This window comes from Citricoccus sp. CH26A (assembly GCF_000224415.1).
Classification (GTDB): domain Bacteria; phylum Actinomycetota; class Actinomycetes; order Actinomycetales; family Micrococcaceae; genus Citricoccus.
Map to the genome: position 1 here is coordinate 139,945 of NZ_AFXQ01000001.1, position 16,015 is coordinate 155,959.

Annotated in this window: 5 protein-coding genes; all 5 read left to right on the forward strand. The window is 62.2% G+C overall.

Annotation, left to right across the window (positions count from 1 at the left end; genetic code table 11):
• Positions 1 to 1,152: 1,152 nt before the first annotated feature.
• The 5 genes from CITRI_RS19185 (at position 1,153) to CITRI_RS19200 (ending at position 15,990) form a co-directional block, all read left to right on the forward strand.
• Positions 1,153 to 3,234 carry a hypothetical protein gene (locus CITRI_RS19185; RefSeq protein ID WP_141565870.1) on the forward strand — a complete coding sequence of 694 codons (2,082 nt, stop codon included), beginning with the start codon at positions 1,153 to 1,155 and terminating at the stop codon, positions 3,232 to 3,234.
• On the forward strand, positions 3,231 to 6,869 hold the full coding sequence (locus CITRI_RS0100660; RefSeq protein WP_141565871.1) for a DUF6603 domain-containing protein: 3,639 nt from the start codon (positions 3,231 to 3,233) through the stop codon (positions 6,867 to 6,869). Before CITRI_RS19185 ends, CITRI_RS0100660 begins: the two co-directional genes overlap by 4 nt.
• Positions 6,862 to 9,564 carry a hypothetical protein gene (locus CITRI_RS19190; RefSeq protein WP_141565872.1) on the forward strand — a complete coding sequence of 901 codons (2,703 nt, stop codon included), beginning with the start codon at positions 6,862 to 6,864 and terminating at the stop codon, positions 9,562 to 9,564. The genes CITRI_RS0100660 and CITRI_RS19190 overlap by 8 nt, the downstream gene beginning before the upstream one ends.
• Entirely contained in the window at positions 9,561 to 14,123 is a 4,563-nt protein-coding gene (locus CITRI_RS19195; RefSeq protein WP_141565873.1) for a hypothetical protein, read from the forward strand. The genes CITRI_RS19190 and CITRI_RS19195 overlap by 4 nt, the downstream gene beginning before the upstream one ends.
• A 160-nt stretch (positions 14,124 to 14,283) precedes the next feature.
• A complete protein-coding gene (locus tag CITRI_RS19200; RefSeq protein ID WP_141565874.1) occupies positions 14,284 to 15,990 on the forward strand; it encodes a hypothetical protein in 1,707 nt (568 codons plus the stop codon).
• Positions 15,991 to 16,015: the final 25 nt, after the last annotated feature.

A 16,015-nucleotide genomic window follows, 5' to 3' on the forward strand; every position in this document is an offset into this window, starting at 1 on the left:
TGCGCCCATCTAAGTATTTAGTAGACCATGACCCATGGAGGTGCTCAAATGGACATAGCCTGCGGCATGGTCGCGACAGCATTTGCCGGAACTACAACCTCACGCCAATTGAGAAGGTGATTTAATTGCCTCGAAATCTTCGGAAGTACATTACCCCGGAAAAGGTCGGAGCCGTGATCGTGATTGCTGCTGGCCTTACTGGAGCGATCGCTCGGTCCCGAAAGAACAGCAACAACGATCACGGTCTCGCACCACAACACCAGAGTCCTACAACCGTTTCGCCGCCGGTTAGCGCTCCAGTAATTCCGGTGAACCGTAACGTGGGAAGCGACACCGCGTTCAACGCGGTTCAAGAGGGAATCAGGAAGAATATCGCGTCCCAGGCAGCGTGGAATAACCAAGTGGCTTCAACTTGGAATAATAACTATTGGAACGACCGGTATTGGAATAACCGATAGAGGAACGGTCAGCGCTGCGAAACTGCCGTCGGGCCGCATCCGTGCTGGATGGATACAGTCTCGAATGGACCTTCTAACCCGCGCTACTGACTCGCCGACGATAGAGAATTCGACGAGCGATCAGCCGAGGCACGCCATCTTGTCCGCTATGTACTGACCCATGCCTCCTGTCGAGACGGAGGAGACATCCGGTGACCAGTCGATCGTACCGGTAGAGGGTGCAACGCTTTGGAATTCTATGTCTAAAAAATTGGCGCGTTCCCGAATTAAGCGGTGGCACAACCCTGCAACCGTATGTGTTGCGGCTCATCCTAGTGTGAAGCTCGACGCGGAGGGGAATTCTTAGTAGCCCATGAAGGGCGGCCTAGCTTTTGCTATCAATTCACGGTCAACAGCATTTTAGAAAGCGATCAGGATGTCCGAGTTGCCTTATCGTCCTCCAGCGGACTGGCCGCTTCTTATCTGTGGGCCGATACTTCGTAGAGTCGAAAAAACCGCGGAAAAATCAATAATCTCGATTTTTGTGGCTACCTCGGTGGCGTGCAAGGTTGAGCTCTTGGTGTGGGGAGCCGACGGTGCGGCGCCGTGGATCAGCGATACGCATCAGACGCGCCGACTCGGAAATCAACTAAACGTCTGTGTATGCACGGTATCCATCCTTCCCAATTCTCCGAGTGGAGAATTATCTGCGGGAATGGTTTATAAGTACGACGTGCGTTTGACGCCACAGGACCCTGTCGGTGCTCCGCAATCGCTCGCTGATCAGGAAGAACTGTTGACGGGGGACTTCCCTCTCGGTTACGACAAGGGTGAACTCCCGACATTCAGTTTGCCCCCTGCTCTGGACCGGCTCACGGTGTTGCATGGGTCTTGTCGCAAGCCACATGGCGGCGGTCCGGACGCCCTGCAGATCGCAGACATTCTCTTGGAAGTTGCGCGGAAAGAAGCGGGTGCGGGCACCCGAGAGAACGCTCTTCGTCGGCCCCACCAGCTATTCCTCACCGGTGACCAGATCTACGCAGACGACGTTGCCTTGACGTTGTTGCCCATGGTTACGGCCCTGGGACAGGAGCTTATTGGTGCCGCCGCCTTGGAGCGCTTTCCAGACGGGCACGTCATAACAGACGTGGATCTCGGCCCAGGTGAGAAGCGCGAAAATTACCTCAAGAAAGTTTCAACGATCACCAGCGACACTCGTCAAGGACATTTGTTGTTCTTCGCTGAGTTTTGCGCCATGTATCTGCTCGCGTGGTCGGACGAGTTGTGGGCTCGCGAGTCCAGCACCGCTCGACTCCAGCTCGAGGACGAGGTTCGCAGCTATGCCGAGTCCGTACGGCGTGTACGCCGAGCGATGGCCAATGTGCCCACGATGATGATGTTCGACGATCATGAGATCACCGATGACTGGAATCTTGACCGCGCTTGGCAGATGAATTCCGTTCTTAACCCGATAACCAAACGGATCATCCGCAACGGGCTGCTTGCGTTTGCGGTGTTCCAAGCCTGGGGCAACGAGCCACAGATCTGGTCTCAAGGCTCGCACAAAAACGTACTGGACGCCCTCACTATCGCGACGGGGAGCGCCGTTCCACCGCTGGATGCCGATCCAGCACTCGTCGACAATGCTCTCGGGCTAATGCCAGTTTCAAGTGTGGAGAGGGTTCGCTGGGACTGGGTGCTGGATGCCCAATCGCACCGCGTGATCGCCCTCGACACCCGCACCCGACGTGGATATCCCAGCCACAAGGGTCCGGCGGCGCTCCTGCCGGACGAGGAAATTACGTCTCAACTGACTGATCGCCGGCCTGATACTGACAGACTCACACTTGTCATCGCTCCTGCCCCGGTGAACGGATACCCCTTGGCTGAAGCAGTGTTGCAGCCCGCTGCCGTCGCGGCGAAGGGAGGATATTACGGTGACCACGAACCCTGGGTAGCCAACCGCCCAGCCTATGAGAAGATCCTCGCCGCACTGGCCACTTTCGGCAGAGTCGTTGTCCTGTCCGGTGACGTGCATTACGCCTTCACGAACCACATGGCGTACTTCGGCCCTCACGGTGAAAGCTGCTGCATTGTGCAGTTATGCTCGACCGCTCTGAAGAATGCGGACTGGAAGACGCTAACCTCACAGGCAGCGGGCTACTTTGGCCAGACACAGGTTCCCATTATTGAGTCTCAGGGGTGGCTTGGATTTGCCAATGGCGTAGAGCCTGAAACACGTGCTGATTGGTGGCACGATTTGAAAATTCAGGCCGAGAAAGCTGGTGATACGGCGCGATCGGTTCTTTTCAGACGGGCGCTAGCGGAGCTGCGCGAGCATCCTGAGTGGTTTGACGAGACGGCACTCGCTGAGATGGCATGCGTGCCCGACGGACCTTGGCCCACGGAAGATCGCGTTAGGGCACTAGAGGAGTTACTTCTACGCCCTAATTCGCAAAACTGGGCGTATCGCATTACGTACGTCAGGGACACAAGGTCGGTCGTTAAAAGGGGTTCTGAAGTGTTAAATCGACCCATTTCGTTGCTATCCGGTATCCAGTGGTTGTTCATCGCGACCGAGGCTCGGGACGTGGTTGGCTCGCCAAATCTGGGGGCGATTACTTTCCAAGAGATCAGCGGGCATCTCGAGGTTGTCCACCGCCTCCACTGGATGACGCGCGACCTATTTACCCCCGCCGCGAGCTCATTCCCGGGAACCGTGGTCCACACTCGACATGTGGCACCACTCTCCATTCCTAATGTTGCTGAGCGGCCAGTACCTGGATGGTCACCGTGAGCGAACGAAACCTCATCGAAGGCCTGGTAGACACATGGCTGGAGATGATCTCGCCGTTACACCGGGTCGGGGGGCGGGAGGATGATCTCCTGGTTCTCCTGCGGTCGATGGGCTGGGTGTGTCAGCGGGTCGACATGGCCGCCGTCTCTGCGGCCCTCGACGGGCTCGATGCCGCTCTGAGCACGCTCCGGGACAACATCAACACCGCCTCTCTCCAATCCACCCTGGCTTCTCTCAAGAACCTGCAGCGCGCCAGTGCGTCAGTACGACACTTTGCCTCGGCTCTTGCCGCTGCTACTGCTGGGGGAGCGGTCACCGAAGAGGTGCTGTCGGCCCTGGGTGAGGACCTCGTACAACTTCTTACGCTGATCTGGCTTGGAGATCGTTCACCAGCCACCTACAGTCTCCTCGAGCTGCTCGGGGTGATTGAGCACACCCGCCCCAGTGCGATGGCGACCCCAGGCGAGCCGCCACTGCTGGCGCGTCTCGCGGTAACTCGTCCGACCCTGCGGCTTGAACGGGTGACGCAGTTGCTCCGCTCACCGGAATCCGCACTTCGTGAGTGGTTGGGCATCGTTCCCTTGAAAGATGAAGCTACAGCCCGTGAAGTGGCTGAACGGGTGTTCGGGCGCCTGCGTCAGCTGGCCATCGCGGCAGGGGGCATGGGCGTTGTCGGTGCCCAGGACCTCCCCGCGGAGATCGCCACGGACGAGGACAGTGCGCTCCTCCGATCCGCCCTATTCATGGTGCCTTTACCGCCTGTGACCGGTGCGCCGGCTGCGCTGTCCGTGGAGATTGAGCTCGTCCCAACCCACACCGTCAGCACCGGCGGTATTTCGGGACCGGGTGTGAAATTTGGACTACAGGGCAGCGTTGACATTGAATCTGCTGCCTTGCCGAACATTGACCTTCGGGTGCGTCTTTCGGGGGAGGGGGAGAGGTTTTTCGTTGCAGCCTCCGATAGCACCCCAGCGACGGAAGGAAGGGCGGCACGGCTTGAGGTGACTGCTCGATTCCTTCCCGCGCGGGAGGCGGGCGGGACTCACCCTTTGCGGCAACTTGGCGCGGCGAATGGTACGGGGATCACTTTCGGGGCGTGGAAGTGGTCCACCGTAGTCTCGATCGTAGCTGGGGCGTGGGACGCCGACGTTTCCATCGAGGCAGAAGAAAGCGTACTGACCCTCTCGCCCGCAGAGGCGGGCGGGTTGTTGAGCTATTTCCTGCCGGGCGGCAGGTCCCAGCTGCCGCTACAGCTGGGACTCGAATGGTCCCGCATGTCCGGCGTGAGGCTCCACGGCGGTGCAGCGTTGGAGGCCACGGACCGGCCCAACCTCAGGCTCGGGCCGCTGTCGATCAACAGCGTGCACCGGAGGGTCCAGGTCGGATCGGACGGTGTGGCCCTGATGGTTGGCTTCAACGCGTCCCTGGCTCTCGGGCCGTTCCGCGCTACCGTGGACGGACTGGGTCTTGAAGCCGGGCTGAAATTCGAGCGCGGCAATCTCGGCGTCGCTGACTTGGACCTAAGCCACAAGCATCCTCGCGGTGTGGCACTGTCTGTGGATGCCGGGGTGGTGGTCGGCGGTGGCTACCTCTTCATCAGCGAAAATCGGGAACAGTACGCCGGGGCAGTGCAACTCGAGCTAGCTGAAACGCTTTCCCTTAGCGCGTTCGGTTTACTGAACACCCGCATGCCGGACGGATCTTCGGGATTCTCCTTGGTCGTCCTGATGTCGGCTACCTTCTCGCCCCCTGTTCAACTGGGCTATGGCTTTACGCTCAGTGGGGTCGGCGGCCTCGTCGGAGTCAACCGCACAGCCTCCGTGGACGCGTTGCGGAGCGGCCTGCGCACTGGCGCTATAGGATCCCTCCTCTTTCCGGCTGACCCCAGCCAGAATGCTCCGCAGATCTTAAGCGATCTGGCCACGGTCTTCCCTCCGGCATCCGGACGATTCCTGATTGGGCCCGCGGTCCAACTCGGTTGGGGCACGCCCACGATGGTCAAGGTCTCTCTCGCCGTCATCCTGGAGCTACCGGCTCCAGTACAGCTGATAGTTCTGGGACGACTAGAAGTCGTTCTGCCCGATGAGAAGGCAGCCATCGTCGCTCTCCGGCTCGATGCCATCGGCGTGGTCGATTTCTCCTCAGGCGATGTCTCCCTCGACGCCTCACTCTTTGATTCGAGGATTGCTGGCTTCACCGTCAGCGGCGACATGGCCCTGAGGGCCAACTTCGGCGACGCGCCCGACATGGTCCTAGCAATCGGTGGATTCAACCCGCGGTTCCAACCTCCCTCTGGATTCCCCGCGCTGAACCGCGTCAGCATCAACCTGGCGACCGGAGACAATCCACGACTGCGGCTCGAAGCCTATCTGGCGCTGACAACCAATACCGTGCAATTCGGTGCTCGGCTTGAACTCTTCGCCAAGGCCGGGCCGTTCAGCATCGCCGGAATGCTCGAGCTAGATGTACTCATCCAGCTCGACCCCTTCGGATTCATCGCTGACCTCGGAGCGAGCCTGGCACTGAAGCACAAGAGCAAGAGCGTGATGGCCGTCGCGCTGGATATGACGCTCACGGGACCTACCCCGTGGCGGGCGTGGGGCAAGGCTTCCTTCAAGGTGCTCTTCTTCAGCGGAGCTATAGATTTCGATGTCCAAATCGGCGGATCCGACAAGAGACCGGAATTGCCACCCCCGCATGATCTTCGCCCCCTGCTGCGGGACGCACTTGAGGAGCCGGGCAACTGGTCGACCGGGCTCCCCCACGGGGAGCACCCGCTGGTATCGCTACGTGAACTCGTGGGACATCCGGACATTTTCGTCCATCCGTTGGCGCAAGTAAGCCTCACCCAGCGGGTGGCCCCACTCGCCCGCGAAATCAACCGCTTCGGGTCAACAACCCCGCAACCCTACCGCCATTTCACGCTGGGAATCGTGGATGCCGACGGCACCGTGCGTTCGACCCCGGTGGAAGGCGTAGACGTCATCCAGGAGTATTTCGCCCCCGCCCAGTTCCGGCACATGACCGACGACGAGAAGCTGACGGCGCCGGCATTCGAGCACATGCCTGCGGGGCTTCGCCTCGCCCCCACGGGGTTCATGGGCGGCCCGGCAATCATCGAGCCCGAAATCGCATATGCACGGGAGATGATCTCGCGCCCACAGCGCCCACCAACTACACCGTCTCCCCGAGGGGCCGCAGACCGCGAAACCACATCCGACTCTTCAGTAACCACGCACCGGGAACGTCAGTTTGGACCCAACGAAGCGAAACGCGTCCCGGCGGGAACGTCCTTGGTGAGCGTCGAGTTCGTCCACCATGTTGAAGCTACGGGCGCGGCGGCGACAGCACCATTAGCCCAAAGCGGTTACCGGCGATTCGCAACACCTGCAACTCCCGCTGTGACGCTACGAGAACCTCAGTTTGCTGTCGTCGCAGGCCGAGGTCTGCACGCCCAGATCCCCCCCGCCCTGCGGAACCAGCCATTGCCGGACACCGAACTGAGTACGGCACCCCCGACGCACCACGATTACTTGTCCGCCCTGCAGGGTTTACAACTGCACCGTCAACGCCACCCATCCGATCTGCGCCGCCACGCCATCGTGCCGCTATACCCGAAGGACCGGAATGACTAACGCTGCCTATCATTTCCTGCCCTGGGTTCGAACCGGCCTGGCAGCCAGCATTAAGCAACACGACACGTTGAACTCCGGGTTACCGTCTCGGCCCAGCGCCCCCATCACAGTACGCCTCACGAGTACCGGCCCGGAGAACGTCGCAGCCACGGACGACGTCACCATGCCCCTGCGCCTCTACGGCCCCGGAGACGTGACCGGCATCGACTCTCGAGTCATCGTCCGCACAGAACCCACCCACCACACGCCCGACTTCCCCCCGCACCTGCTGGCAACCATCGAATTCGACCGACCCGACTTTCCCTGGCTGCTCACACCCGCCGCCCCAAGCGGGGACCGCCTTCGCCCCTGGCTGGTACTGGTCGTGGTCAGTCAGACCACCTCACGCATCACTCACAACCACAGTCGCCCCCTACCAGAACTGCAGTGCCCCCGGAACGAGCTGCCCAACCTGGCTGAATCGTGGCTCTGGGCCCACGCCCAATTCGTCGGCCCGGCGGACACCACCAACGTGGTCGAGAGCATGACAACCCATCCGCATCAGACGATCTCCCGGCTGATCTGTCCACGCCGGCTCGAACCCGACCACAGTCCCGGCTATCTCGCCTGCCTCGTCCCGGCCTTCGCAGTGGGTCGGAAAGCAGGACTGGGTGAGCCGATCTCCGCAGAGGACGAAACCAGGCTGGAACCTGCCTGGGATACGTCCCCGACAGACGGCGAGGTGACCCTCCCGGTGTATTTCTCCTGGGAGTTCGGCACTGCGGTCACCGAAGAGGACTTCGAGGAACTGGTCGACCGGCTACAAATGGTCGGCGCCGACGATGCCCCGCAACCAGCTCGGATGGACGTCGGGGATGCGGGCCGGGGGATGCCGCAGGTTCCCGGCGCCACTCTAGGGCTGCCGAGCATCTTGTTGCCCAAGACAGAGAAGGTGCCCCAGTGGCCGGATGGGCTGGCAGTAACCGAGGCACAGTACCGGGAGGCTTTGGAACAGCAGCTACGTGTACCCAACGGGCAGGACAACCGTGTGGCCCTGCCCCGCTATGGGCAAATGCACGCCGTCGGCAACGCAACCGATCCTGGCCAGGGTGTAAATCAGGCCGTTCCGGCATGGGTGCGGGAACTTAACCTTGATCCTCGCTACAGGGTCGCTGCCGCAATCGGAGCCCGGGTGGTTCGTGAAAACCAGGAGCACCTCGTCGGCGCAGCCTGGCGCCAAGCGGGGCAGGTCGCTGAAGCGAACCAGTGGCAAGCGCGCAAGCAACTGGGGCAGGAAGTGACGCGTTCCATTTATGAGAAGCGTCTCAAGAATCTCACGCCCAGCACGTTTCAACAGATCACTGCGCCCATCGTCGCGCCACCCACAGACCAGGTGCGCCGAACTCTCACCCCACCGGCCCCACTGGTCGACGCGATCGTCTCCTCGCCTTTCCGGCGGCTCGCTCGCTCTGAAGGACCACTGGCACGCCATACCGCAATATCCACCACCATGCAGGTGACGGCCTCCCCGCTGGGACCGACCCTGGGCCCACTGCTCTCCGCCCTGACTGCAATGCCAACGGCTCTGACCGCTCAACTCTTCACAGCGGCAAAACCTGAAGACGTTCGTGCGCTCTGGCCCTCCCCGACTTCCCCCACTGGAAGCCGAGACGGGAGACTCGCTGACAGCGCCAGAGCCGAAATGCTCAGCCAGTTGAACCCCGAGACCACCTATCCCGTGGAAGCCAGAGCACGCATCAAGACGACACGTATGTCCCACCGGTCAGAATCCGACTTCGATCCGCTGACACCGCTGGACGTGACCCCCATATTCACCCAACCGATGTACGAGCCGTTACGAGACGTCTTCTCAGATCTGTTGCTGCCCGGGCTCGATGCGGTGCCGAACAACTCGGTGCTGTTGCTGGACACCAACCCGGCAGTGCTCGAGGCGTACATGGCCGGCCTCAACGATGAGATGAACCGGGAGTTACTCTGGCGGGAATTCCCCACGGACCTCCGGGGCACCTACTTCCGCCAGTTCTGGGACGTCCGCGCTCAGGGCCACGATCAGACCACCGAGGCAGGACGCGAGGCCAGGGCAGACCTGCCCCCCGTCTCCGAGTGGAAAGACCGCCTCGGCAAGCACTTGAAACCGGACCGGGGCAAAGACCTCGTCGCCCTGCTCATCAAGGGTGATGTACTCACACGCTTTCCGACCGCTGTGGTTTTCGCAGCGCCCGCTCGATGGTCGCGGTCCGTGGACGGTACGACACCGGTCGCTCCGGCGGTCATAGACGAGGACCAGAAACCGCTCTTTCCCTCCCTCATTGTCGACATCTCCCCGGGAGTCCGCCTCGTAGGATTCAACATCGAAGGCGGAAGCGCTGTCGCGGTGGGTGGGGAGGCACCTCCGGAAAAACCGGGTTGGTTCATCGTCATGCAAGAGCACCCCTTCGAACCCAGGTTCGGTCTGAACAGCAGCAGGAATGATGCCACCGACCCACTCACCACGTGGCGCAAACTGGCTTGGACGGACATCGGATTGCGGGCAGGCACGCCCTATATCGATCCCAGCATCGTGCCGGAACTCAAAGGCAACGTGCGTGTCCCGGACACCGCGGCCACGTGGGGACGCAGTGGGGCCGACATGGCTTACATCACCTTGCAAAAGGCATACCGTCTGGAAGTCCACGCCGGGAACTGGCTTCCATGATCACGCTCACTCCTCCCAGCACACCCTTCGACGGGCCCCCGACCGACCACCCGCTCATCCTGTTTCCCGTCCGTATCGAGACACGCTTCAGAGTCGAAGCCGGCACCCCCTCGCTTCTTGTCCGCGTCTACGTCGAGGACCTGGCCGTGGAGTGGCACCAGCCTGGACTGACCGAATCAGAGGACGCGTGGGGCCGTGCCTTCTGGCAACAGGTCTGGCGCAGCGGGCCGAATGCGCCTCGGCGTGAGGCGGCCTGGACACAACTCACCGAGCGCTTCGGGCCCCCGCGTGCGGCATACATCGCCGAGGCGTTACAGCCCACGAACTATGCCTCCAGGCCGGGAACCGAAACCGGTGTGGATGACGAATTGCCGATACTGCCGACATTCCCGAAGACACCCCAAACAAGCCAAGCAAGACGTCCCCAGACTCGGGTGCTGCCGGATCGGTGGATCGCGACCGGCTGGATCGGCGACGAGCGAGTGTTCGCCTGGTCGGGAGAGCAGATCGCCGAGGACGCCGTGGCAGTCGGACCCGGGTCGGAGGCCAGCGGCTTTGACGCCACGACCCTGGCCAGGGACCCGGAACTGGCCTGGCTGGTCGACTTCGAAGCCGCCGTCTCCAACGGGATGGGCCTGCGGATTCCTTACACGCTGCCCGCCGAAACGCGCCTGGACCGATTGGTCGTCTTCGGTGCGCGAAATACGGAGGCGGCACAAGGCGCGGAACGCATAGCCGAACTTCTTCATGCACACCGTTATACCGACGGACTGGCCTTTGTTAGCCAATCAACGCCCACGAACAACACCGACGAGGCACCGTCCGGCATGGACTCCTCAGAACATGACTATGGGACGCACCCCCCCACCGCCGAAGCCCCGCCCTTCCCTGCCGGGGAGGGATCCAACCGTGAAGTGATGGCTCAGGTTCTCGGAATCGATCACCGCTTGTTGGATCGGATTCCCGGTGCCACCGCCCAGGAACAGCGCGACGCTTACCACATGAACACTCTCGTGTGGAAGGCGACACTTGGATACTCGCTGGACCACTATCTCGCAGGGCCCGGATCGCCTTCCATCGACACCACGCGGATGGTCCGCGAACACTTTGCCAGCTTCGTTCGCGGCCGTGGTCCCTTACCTGCAATCCGCGTCGGACACCAACCCTACGGGGTGCTTCCCGCTATCTCCCTGGACCGATGGCAGCCTCTGGAAGCCGGAACGATCGATGCTGCCCTGCACCGTTTCCTGCTCAAGGCCCGAGAGCTATGGCGTGGTGGTTTGGACGCTGTTCCGCGGGCGCCGCTCAGCCCCGAGCCCTCCGCTGAGCTGTTGCGCGTGCTGGCGATGAGCCCGGGAGCAGTTGGTTATGCCACTCGGAACGCCACCCGCCTCGGCCAGTTGGCCTCGGATCCGGCGACGCCCTTCGCGGCGCACACCGGCAGCAACCGAGCCAGGGAGTTAGCCCAGGCCTTGGGCATCACGTGGACACCGCGAGGCATCCGGACCCTATGGGGGGTCCAACCTCAGGGCAGGTTCACGGCTGGCATCGTGCAAGAAAGGGACAACGGCATCGAGCTACTCTCCGAGCGGGAACCTCTCACCTCCAATTACTTGCGGACCATGGCCTCCGAGGCCTACCGTGCACTGCCGGGACTCGTCGAGGAGTTGGCCCCATCCCCCCTGCCGTCGCACAGCCTGCTTGAGCTCCTTGTTCGGCACGCCGAGCAGCACGAGTACCTCGATGCGGCCTACCGGATCCTGGCCCGTCGCAATGAGGTGACTGAGGAAGAGCGACGAGAGCCCGACGTTGCTGACGGCAACAAGTCCCCGGTGAGAAACCTGCTGACCAGGCCCATCGTCCATGGAGGCAGCAATCAGCAAATCGGTGGCTTCCTGGATGACCTTCGGACAGTGCTGGCGCAGGAAGGGGACCGTGACATCACAGTGCCGGGGGCAATATGGAGACGACGGCTTTACGAAGCTGGCCCTGGGAAGGGAGGAGATCCTGACGTTGCACCGGACGTCGCCGAGTTAGGTGCCTTCGTCCGGGCGGTGGCTTACTTGGCGGAACGTCCGAGCGCCTCGTTGTCGCAGACGCTGCGGGAAACGCTTGACCTCAGTTCGTACCGTCTCGATGCATGGGCTACATCGTTGGCGACGAAGAGGTTGGAGTGGTTGCGCGGACGTAACCCGAACGGTGTCTATGTGGGTTGTTATGGCTGGGTTGAGGATTTGGCACCGACGCCACGCACACAGGCGCCTGCACCGACCATTGACACCGCCTTGGAACTCCCGCCGCAGCTCGCCCCGCCCCTCTACACTTCGGCGGGTTCGCGAGGCTACGTACACGCACCCTCTTTGGCGCACGGGACCACCGCCGCAATTCTCCGCAGCGGTTACCTAGCCCGCCAAGCACCTAATGACCGAGCAGCCCTGGCAGTGAATCTGTCTTCGGCACGCGTGCGGTCGGCGAAGTGGCTCATCGACGGCGTCCGGGACGGACAGTCGCTGTCGTCATTGCTGGGGTATCGCTTCGAGCGCGCTTTACACGAAAACCACCCGGCCTTGGTGCTGGATCAGTACATCCTCTCCTTCCGAAGGATCGCCTCGCCGGCGGCGGCCGTGCCGGCCCAGGACGTGGAGGCATGGGCCGCCGCGCTGGAGCAGGCCCCAGCACCATCCGTCGCCGATGGGCTCACCCTTCTGAAGAAATATCGCCAGCCAGATGATTCTCCGCAAAGACTGCCCTGGGGGACCAGCGACCTGTTGCCCGCACCCGGCACTGCAGCCTACGAGGCCTGCATCCGGGAGCTAGACGCCCTCGAAGATGTCCTGGACGCCGTGGCCGACCTGGCCCTGGCCGAATCCGTCCACCACGTCGCTCAAGGCAATCCCGTGCGCGCCGGAGCGACCCTGGAAGCGATCGCACAGGGCGAAGCACCCCCTCCTGACATCGAGGTAATCCGCACTCCCCGAACCGGCATCGGGATCACCCACCGCGTCCTGGTGCTGATGGACGGAAGCCGGCTAGGGCCGGTGTGGGGTCCCTCGACGCCGCGGGCGGTAGCCGAGCCATACCTGAACGCGTGGATCGCCTATCTTCTCGGTCCACAGGCCGCACGCGCCCGCTGCAAAGTCGAGCTCCATTCAGGCGAACGCGCGCCCAGCACCGTAGAAGTCCTCCTGGAGGACATCGGGGTGGCGCCAATCGACCTGATCCAGCGACCTGACCAACAAGGAACACACGAATCCTCAGAGCTTGAGTATCGGGTGATACGACACGTTCTCGACAGCGATCCCCCAGCTGACGCAGACGACGATGACACACAGCTGGAAGTGCGGCTTCATTTCGGTCGTCAGCCAGAGTGGGACGCAGACTCACTCAGCTTCACTGAAGTCCTGGAGGCAGTCCGCTCCATCAAAGACACCATCCACGGAGCCCGGGCACTGAGTCCCACGGACCTCGCCCTGCCAGAGACGGCGATACCGCAGACAGCGGAGACCGAACCACCGGGCACCCTGGAGAGCTTGCTCCTATCCAGCCGGGCCATCGCCGCAGCTGCAGGGTTGGACCAGGCCACTAAGGAACTTGGGGATCTCATCGGCTCCACAAACCCGGAGCCCCGCTCCGGGCCACTCCGCCAGGCGCTCCTGAATCTCTGCTCCTACGGCCTCACCAGCGCCACTCCGGTAGAACCGACCGGTGACTCCGAACGAATACGAGCAAACCTCACGAATCAGGCCCAAGCACTAGTCCGCGAGGCGACGAAGCGATTGGAAGCTCTCCGAGCTATCGACCTGGCCTACGCGCAGCGGGAGGCCGAGGTCGCTGCAGAGGAACCAGGCAAGCAGCTGCCTCCCCGTGAGACCCGCGCTTGGCACATCGACCGGCTGGCCAAAATCTTCGGTCCAGAACTCCAGATCCTGCCTCCTTTTGTGGCCGTCAACGGCCCTGACCTAGGCAACACCCTCGCCGCGAACACCGCCCTACAGGACGGCAACCCCGTTGAAGTCGCCACCTGGCTGCAGCGCACCGCCCGCGTGCGCAACAGAACAAGCCGTCTGCACAGAACAATGGTCCATGCAGAAGCACTCGGTGGAGCCAGCCTCAGCCTGGCGGTGGGCCAGCTTCCACATACTCCCGGGGACAGATGGCTCGGCCTCCCTCTGCCAGCAAGGCAATCCACTGCCGAACCACCACCCCGCCCCCCGGGAGGCCGTCTATCGCTCATCGTCCACACCCACGACAAGGTCGATCCGGAGAAACCCGTCGCCGGACTTCTCATCGACGAATGGACAGAGACAATCCCTAGCCCCGAGGAAACCACCGGCTTGGTCTTCCACTACGACCAACCAACAGCACGTGCCCCCAAACCATTCTGCTGGCAGTGCCCCCGGACGACAGCGACACGTGGGATCTCGAAACCCTGGAAGCCACCATCTGCGAAACCCTCGACCTCGCCAAGCTCCGAGCCGTTGACCTCACCGCCCTACCCGATGTCGCACCATTCCTGCCCGCCCTCTACATCGCCGAAGGCAACCATGACCACGCCGTGACAAGCACTTTCGATGGGCTCATCACCCGCGAGACCTAACACCAAAGACGGAGCGCATCCAAATGCCACCCCCACCAATGCGCTGGATACTGCTGGAACCAGTTACACGCACAGATAGTCTCCACACTGGGTTACAAGCAAGCGTCCACGACCCCCTCTGGATGCTGACACGGCAGTGGCAACTCGGCGAGTTTTGGGGATCCGACGGCGGCACCCCGGTACAAGCAGACCTGCGCCTGGACTGCACTCCGGCCACCCGCTATGCGGCTGCAGACGCTCCAGCCGCAGCGCTGGACGCAATGATCCCGCTCGAAGCTGTCATCGAGTGTGAGCCCGTACGAGCCGACAGCAACCTGCGCCTCGACCTAGCCGCCGAGGCCGGCTTACACCTACTCCGACACCTGGATCCCACTGGAAGCCTGGGCTATCGCACACATCTAGTGCACCACTTCCCCCTCGAAGCACCAGCGACGACGGACGGACAGTTCATCGAAGAAATCAATCGCTTTGGTGACACGATCGGACGTCGGGTCCCCGACGGTGAACTACTGGCCTGGGTAGTGAGAGGAGAGCAAAGCCCCGACACCTTCGACGACCTCACAGAGTCGCTGAAGAGCCGCGTCACCGCAGCTTCCACCACCTGGCGAACCTGGCTCGAAAGCCTGGACCCCGCTAGCCGCCGCGCCGTAGACGAGGGGATAGAGGCATGGCTTCACTGGTACGACACCTTGGTGACTGAACCCCCGATGCGACAACCCAACAGAGCCTGGCTCCCCAGTCGTATGGAGTACACCGCCACGGTATCCGTACCCACCCGCGATCGAGAAGTAGTACTCGCGATCCCCGAGCATCATGGTGGGCATCTCGACTGGTACTCATTCGACCAGACCCACGGCCCCACACTGGGTGGGACCCGCCAAGACCTCATCGATTGGCCCTGGCCTGACCCCGAAGCAGAAACCGTCCACCGCACCGTCATCCCATCCCAAGTGCACTATCCCGGTATGCCGGCCTCCCGCTACTGGGAGTTCGAAGACGCGCGAGTGGACTTCGGGGCCGTCACGGCAGGCGTCCAACAACTGGCACACCTATTGCTCGTCGAATTCGCCCTCGTCTACGGCGACGGCTGGTTCATCATTCCCGTCGACATGCCGGTCGGCGCGTGGAGCCGCGTCCAGTGGCTCGTGGTGACCGACACGTTCGGGGACCGCACCCTGGTACCCAGCGCACGTCAGGTCGACACCACGGGAGATGCCGATGACCCGGAGTGGGACATGTTCCGAATCACAGGAGCCCCAGACCCAGCTAGCCAGGGCATGTTCCTGCCTCCCACACTCAGTACCAGCCTCCACGGCGAAGCGGTAGAGGAAGTATTTCTCGCCCGCGACGAAATGGCGAACATGTCGTGGGCCATCGAGAAAGTCATCGAAACCCCAACCGGCCGCGCACTCAACCGCGCCGAATCCTTCGACCATGCTCGCCAGGAACCATCGTCGAGTAACTCCGACACCCATCTCGGCCAGCCCCGAGCGCAACGCTACCGACTAGCCACTGATCCCCCCGAACACTGGCTGCCCCTCTTCCCCACCCGCCTCGACAGCAGCAAACCTGCCCTGCACTTCGTGCGCGGCGGGCAACCACGAGGGCAAATCCTGGAACCGCACCGGTCTCTACAAGCCAACCCCCTGACCATCCACGACGAAGAAATACCCCGAGAAGGCGCACGACTAACCCGGTCCTATCAGTACGCACGCTGGAGCAACGGCCAAACCTTCCTCTGGATGGCCCGCCAAAAGTCAGCAGGAAGCCGTCAGGGCAGCAGTGGGCTGGAATTCGATGTCCTCGACCCCAACAACCCATCACAGTGAGTTCGACATCAAATAGCGGAAGGAA

Coding starts and splice junctions, on each gene's coding strand:
- CITRI_RS19185 (WP_141565870.1), top strand. CDS start 1,153: ATGGTTTATAAGTACGACGTGCGTTTGACGCCACAGGACCCTGTCGGT.
- CITRI_RS19190 (WP_141565872.1), top strand. CDS start 6,862: ATGACTAACGCTGCCTATCATTTCCTGCCCTGGGTTCGAACCGGCCTG.
- CITRI_RS19195 (WP_141565873.1), top strand. CDS start 9,561: ATGATCACGCTCACTCCTCCCAGCACACCCTTCGACGGGCCCCCGACC.
- CITRI_RS19200 (WP_141565874.1), top strand. CDS start 14,284: ATGCTGACACGGCAGTGGCAACTCGGCGAGTTTTGGGGATCCGACGGC.